At 44.9% G+C, this 2,129-nt stretch carries 3 protein-coding genes; 2 read left to right on the top strand and 1 reads right to left on the bottom strand.

Annotated elements, in window-relative coordinates; genetic code table 11:
- Positions 1–685 precede the first annotated feature (685 nt).
- On the top strand, positions 686–1,468 hold the full coding sequence (locus DA100_RS08060) for an HAD-IIB family hydrolase (RefSeq protein WP_138971705.1): 783 nt from the start codon (positions 686–688) through the stop codon (positions 1,466–1,468).
- 22 nt (positions 1,469–1,490) lie between these two features.
- Here the strand turns inward: DA100_RS08060 and DA100_RS08055 are convergent, their stop codons facing one another.
- The gene (locus tag DA100_RS08055) at positions 1,491–1,685 is read right to left on the bottom strand and encodes a hypothetical protein (RefSeq protein ID WP_138971704.1); all 195 of its coding nucleotides are present in this window, start codon (positions 1,683–1,685) and stop codon (positions 1,491–1,493) included.
- 148 nt (positions 1,686–1,833) lie between these two features.
- On the opposite strand from DA100_RS08055, the gene DA100_RS20920 reads away from it, so the two are divergent.
- Complete coding sequence (locus tag DA100_RS20920) at positions 1,834–2,007, top strand: hypothetical protein (protein ID WP_171052174.1); 174 nt, start codon at positions 1,834–1,836, stop codon at positions 2,005–2,007.
- Positions 2,008–2,129 lie beyond the last annotated feature (122 nt).

Below are 2,129 nucleotides of genomic sequence, written 5' to 3'. Positions count from 1 at the left end.
GAGCAGTGATAAACTGGTGTGAGCGAAAATCGGACCCACTCAGTCTGTGGCTACAGACATTAAAACCCAAGATGCATGTCTGCAAATTGGTCGTTGCTCTCGCGAATAAGCTGGCACGGATTATTTGGGCCGTGTTGGTAAAAAGAGCGCCTTATAATCCTCATTTGGCGTGTGCCTGATAAAGAGAACCATCTGTAAAAGAGCGGTAATACACTGATGTAAAACGGTTTGTCTTATTCAAAACCTGTTAAGGACAGCGGCTATTGAAAAGCCATGCGTGTGTAGAGGAGGATAAGACGTCAATTTGGAACTCATTAGGGCGCAGCAAACTAAACGTTGCTATAACGACGCCGGATATATGTCGCAAGACCGTCGACCATCAATGTTAATCTCCGTTAAGGGTGCCTATGAAATAGCTTAAAGAAAAGACCGACATTAATTTCAATCAGGCCTTGCGAACAGCGAGGTGACCATATATGTCCTGATAATGCTTGTGATAATGCTAGTGTATTTAACTCTAATGCATGCTGAACTCGATGCATAGCCATATTGTTGATAGTCAATAAGCTAAACGAGGATTATTACTGCGTGGCCAAACTTTTCCCCACAGCCCCGTCTACCTCACTGATTTCGCGGTTGAGAATCGATACACTGGTGCGATTGCTCAACTAAAATAAGAACTTTAATGGATAACGCTCTTTCAACGGAATGGAAGTCAGTCGAATGGGTACTGACAGACGTCGACGACACGCTTACCTGGCAAGGCAAACTGCCACCTGAAACGCTCATTGCACTCCAGTCTCTTCAACAAAAGGGAATCAAGATCGTGGCAGTGACTGGCGCCTGTGCTGGATGGTGTGACCATATCGCACAACTTTGGCCTGTCGATGCTGTCTTGGGGGAAAACGGTGCATTTACGTTGGCAAAAGGCAGAAAAGGGGTTTCTCTGTCCAGTTCAGTACCGCTTGGCACCATGCGACAACGACAAGCAGAACTTAAAGCTCAGGTGGAACAGATCCTTGTTGACTACCCCGACGTAAACCTTACGCTGGATCAAGCCTACCGTTTATGCGAAGTGGCCATCGATATCGGTCAGAATAGGCAACCGCTAGACAGTCGGATTGTAGAAGAGATCGTCGCCAAAATTCATCGTTTAGGCGCTCACGCGACAGCCAGTTCAATCCACATCAACGCTTGGTATGGTGAGCATTCAAAGCGCAATTCTGCGTTTCACTTCTTAAAGAAACACGGGCTATCTGAACTGGATATTTTAAATACATGCTGCTACGTCGGTGATTCACTCAACGATCAGCAGATGTTTGAAACGCTCCCACTCACGGTCGGGGTAAAGAATATAGAACATTATTGGGATAAGCTAAGCCATAAACCTTCAAGGGTAATGACGAAACCTGGTGGCTTTGGATTTGCCGAATTTGCTCAACAGTTGCTTGAACTAAAAGTACGGTAGCACCTCTGGCCTCCAGATCTAGTTAGTGTTTCTCGTCCGAAATAGTCAGTCGTTGGTCTTTGAGATTGGTATACAGGTGCGCCTGATTTCGTTCGATAAGAACCATAGCAAGTAACGGGTTAAGCGCGCGAACTTCCCCTTTCACATACGGTACCGGAATATCCCAAGCGTTGTTCTGGTACATCCCTTCTTCATCGAATTGAACAAGAAACTTCATGTTTACCTCCACTACTCACGCGAGCACTTCATTAATATTAGCCCTTAATTAATTACTTTGTTAATAATAAAGTGTGAACCACTCACGTCGCTGATGCTGGTGCTTGGCTATACTTTTAGTATCAAATCAGAGCAAGGAGTATCACACCATGGACTTCACAGAGAAACTCCGCTTACGAGGCAAAGCAGAAGAGGATATCTACTTCGCTAAACTTGACTTAGAGCTCATCAAAGCGATGCACGAGAGAGAAGCGGTAGAAAAAAATAGAGAACAGAGTGAGGCTGAGTGCGAACTCATCTCTAATGCAACCACCAATAAGTAGCGATTGGGTGTCTATACCCCTGATCATTGAAAATGCTTGATTTTATTTAGAATCAGGATCATGCTACGAACCATGAAAATTACACTGACTCCTCAGCAGAAACTGCAACTCGAACAAATGCA

Origin of the sequence: Vibrio sp. Hep-1b-8, assembly GCF_006124995.1 — a bacterium.
Classification (GTDB): Bacteria; Pseudomonadota; Gammaproteobacteria; order Enterobacterales; family Vibrionaceae; genus Vibrio.
This window is presented reverse-complemented; position numbering and strand designations above follow the sequence as displayed.